The sequence below is a fragment of the Pseudomonas gingeri genome (assembly GCF_013386165.1).
GTDB lineage: Bacteria > Pseudomonadota > Gammaproteobacteria > Pseudomonadales > Pseudomonadaceae > Aquipseudomonas > Aquipseudomonas gingeri_C.
Genome location: NZ_JACAOS010000032.1, coordinates 390 through 4,178 on the forward strand (window position 1 = coordinate 390; position 3,789 = coordinate 4,178).

The 3,789-nt window shown below is 62.3% G+C and carries 1 protein-coding gene; it reads right to left on the reverse strand.

Features of this window, described 5'->3' with window-relative positions; all coding sequences use genetic code 11:
* Positions 1-3,789 (reverse strand): amino acid adenylation domain-containing protein (locus HX866_RS34530; protein ID WP_256345054.1); only part of this gene is annotated, 3,789 nt, incomplete at both ends.

Consider the following 3,789-nt stretch of genomic DNA (forward strand, 5'->3'; position numbering starts at 1 on the left):
CGCGCAGGCCGGCGGCGTCCAGACTTGCTTCAGGCTGGGCGACCACATAGGCGACCAGGCGTTTTTCTCCCGGACGATCTTCCCGGGCGATCACCACCGCTTCCTTGACCCCAGTGCAATTGCCGAGGCGCGACTCGATTTCCCCCAGTTCGATACGGAAACCGCGGACCTTGACCTGGAAGTCGTTACGACCCAGGTACTCGATACGGCCGTCGGCCATGTAGCGGGCCAAGTCACCGGTCCTGTACATGCGCGCGTCGGCGCTGTTGCTGAACGGATCCACGAGGAAACGCTCGGCGTTGACCTGTTCCAGGTTCAGGTAACCCCGTGCCACGCCGTCGCCACCAATAAAGATTTCCCCGGTGACGCCGTACGGTACCGGCTGCTGGTGAGCATCGAGCAGGTAGATGCGGGTGTTGGCCATCGGCTTGCCGATGGTGGCGTTGCCGCTACCTTCGCTGCCGGCCACAGCATCGTGGGTGACGTAGGCGGCGGTGCAGGACACCGTTGCTTCGGTCGGACCATAAGTGTTGATCAAGCGTGTATGGGTTGGGCGAACCTCATCCCAGAGCTTGAGTTTCTGTGCCGACAGAGCATCACCGGTGACGTTGATCAGGCGCACATCGGCCAGACGCTGCTGGGCAATCTGCGGCTGGTTGTGCCATTCGGCAGCCAGGGTGTGCCAGTGAGCAGCGGTCATGTGCAGGAAGGTCGGACGGATGCCGTGATCCTCCGTGCCTTCGCTGCCGAAGATCTCCCGGGTTGGCGCCAGGGTAGCCCCGGCCAGCAGTGCCGGGAAGATTTCCTCCACCGACAGGTCGAAGTTCAAGGTGTTCTGTTGCAGCACGGTGTCTGCCGGGGTCAGGCCGAACAAGCGTGCAGCGTCAACGCTGTAGTTGACCAGACCGCGGTGTTCGATCATCACCCCTTTCGGATTGCCGGTGGAACCGGAGGTGTAGATCACATACGCGAGGTTGCGCACGCCGAGGTTCGTCACCACGGGGTCGTCGTCACGCTCACTGAAGCCCTGGCGCTGATCGTCGTCGAGCAGCACCAGCGGCAAGTCCAGCACCGGCAAACGGCCCTGCAACGCACGTTGGCTCAGTAACGCCGAGGGCGTACTGTCCTCGATCATGTAGGCCAGGCGTTCGGCTGGATAAGCCGGATCCAAAGGTACATAAGCGGCACCAGCCTTGAGCACGCCCAACAGGCCGACCATCATTTCCACGCCGCGTTCGACACAGATCGCTACCCGATCATCCGGGCCGATACCCAGACCGATCAGGTGATGGGCCAGGCGGTTGGCCTGGCGGTTCAGCTCCGCATAACTCAGGCGTTGTGCCTGGAAGGCCACCGCAATGGCCTCGGGTTGCGCCCGGACCTTTTCTTCGAACAGTTGATGGATCGTACTGTCCTGCGGATAAGGTACTTCGGTGGCGTTGAGGCCCACCAGCAGTTGCTCGCGTTCGGCGGCATCGATCAGCGGCACCTGTTCCAGCACCTGGTGGTCGTCGGCAACCATGGCTTCCAGCAGACGCTGGAAGTAACCGAGGTAACGAACCATGGTGCTTTCGTCGAACAGCGCCGTGGCGTATTCCAGGGAACCGTACAGGCGATCACCCACTTCAAGCATGTCCAGGGTCAGGTCGAACTTGGCCGTGCAACCGACCACCTCTACGCCTTGCAAAGCCATGTCGCCGAGCGCCAGATCGGCCTTCTCGTTGCTCTGCCACGACAGCATCGCTTGGAAGACCGGGCTATGGGACAGGCTGCGCACCGGCTTGATCACTTCAACCACTTGCTCGAACGGCAGGTCCTGGTGCGCCTGGGCGCCCAGGGTCGCGGCCTTGACGCGCGCCAACAAGGCCTGAGCCGTCGGCTGTTCGCTGAGGTCGACACGGATCGCCAGGGTGTTGACGAACAGGCCGATCAGCCCTTCGACTTCACTGCGTGTCCGGTTGGCCACCGGCGAACCGATCACCACCTCATCCTGACCGGACAAGCGCCCCAGCAACGCGGCCCAGGCAGCCATGACCGTCATGAACAAGGTGCTGCCATGGCGTTGGCTCAGGGCCTTGAGACCACGGCTCAGGTTTTCCTCGAGGACCATCGACAACCTTGCCCCGGCATAGTCCTGTTGCGTCGGGCGGATCCGGTCGGTGGGTAGCATCAACAGTGCCGGCGCCTGCGCCAGGGTTTGCTGCCAATAGCCGCACTGCTGTTGCAACAACTCGCCGCTGAGCCAGCGACGTTGCCACACGGCGTAGTCCAGGTACTGAAGCGTCAACGGTACCAGCGGATCATCCTGACCGTGGCTGAAGGCTTCATAGAGCGCGGCCAATTCGCGGGTCAGCACGGTAATCGACCAGCCATCGGAAACGATATGGTGCATGGTCACCAGCAGGACATGATGGTCCTCGGCCATGCGGATCAGACGACCACGAATCAACGGTCCCTGCTCCAGGTCGAAGGCTTGCAGGGCTTCCTCGCTGGTCAGCGCCTGGAGTTTGGCTTCGGCATCCACCAGCCCCTGCAAATCGTGCAACTGCAGGTTGAAACCGGCATCCGCTGCGGCGATCCGTTGCAGTGACTGTTCGTCATCGCCGAGGATAAAGGTCGTGCGTAAGCCTTCGTGGCGCGCGACGATGCGCTCCAGTGCCCGTTGCAGGGCAAAACGGTCCAGTGCACCACGCAGGTTGAGACCCGCGGGCATATGGTAGGCCGAGCTGACACTTTCCATCTGCGCCAGGAACCAGAGGCGCTGCTGAGCGAAAGACAACGGCCAGGCCTGGTCACGCGACACCGGCACGATCTCCGGCAGCGTGCTGCGCCCGGCCTGGGCAATGGCCTGGGCCAAGGCTGTCAGCTCAGGATGGGCAAACAGCTCTGCCAGCCCCAGTTCGACGCCCAGTTGCTGGCGGATTTTTGAAATCAAGCGCATGGCCAGCAACGAATGCCCGCCCAGCTCGAAGAACTGGTCGTGGCGACCGACCTGTGCAACACCCAGCAGTTCTTGCCAGATGGCGGCGATCAGGATTTCGGTTTCGCCTTGCGGCGCCTCGTAGCCGCGACTGATCACCGCATCGAGGTCCGGGGCCGGCAGGGCCTTGCGATCCAGCTTGCCATTCGGGGTCAGCGGCAGCTTGTCCAGTGCAACGTAGATGGCCGGGACCATGTACTCCGGAAGTGTTTCCTGCAGATGATGGCGCAGGCTGGTGATGTCGACCGAGGCTTCCCCGGCGGCCAGGGTGTAATAGGCCACCAGACGTTTGTCGCCCGGGACGTCTTCGCGAGCCATCACCACCGCTTCCTGCACCTCGGGGTGTTTGGCCAGGCGTGCTTCGATTTCCCCCAGTTCGATACGGAAGCCACGGATCTTCACCTGGTCGTCGTTACGGCCCAGGTATTCGATATTGCCGTCTGGCAGGTAGCGGCCGAGGTCGCCGGTACGGTACATGCGCGCCGAAACATCCTGGCTGAACGGGTCGCTGAGGAAACGTTCGGCGGTCAGGTCATCGCGGTTCAGGTAGCCTCGGGCCACGCCAGCGCCACCGATGTAGATTTCACCCGGAACGCCCAGTGGGACAGGTTGTTGCTGTTCGTCCAGCAGATAGAACTGGGTGTTGCCAACCGGCTTACCGATATGGGGGGCGAAACCGTCTTCACGGTCCATCGCCACCCAGCTTGAGTAGGTGGTGGTTTCCGACGGGCCGTAGAGGTTGCACAGACGTTGGACGCCGGTTTTCTCGAACAGGTTTTCCACCAGACTACGCTTGAGGGCTTCGCCCG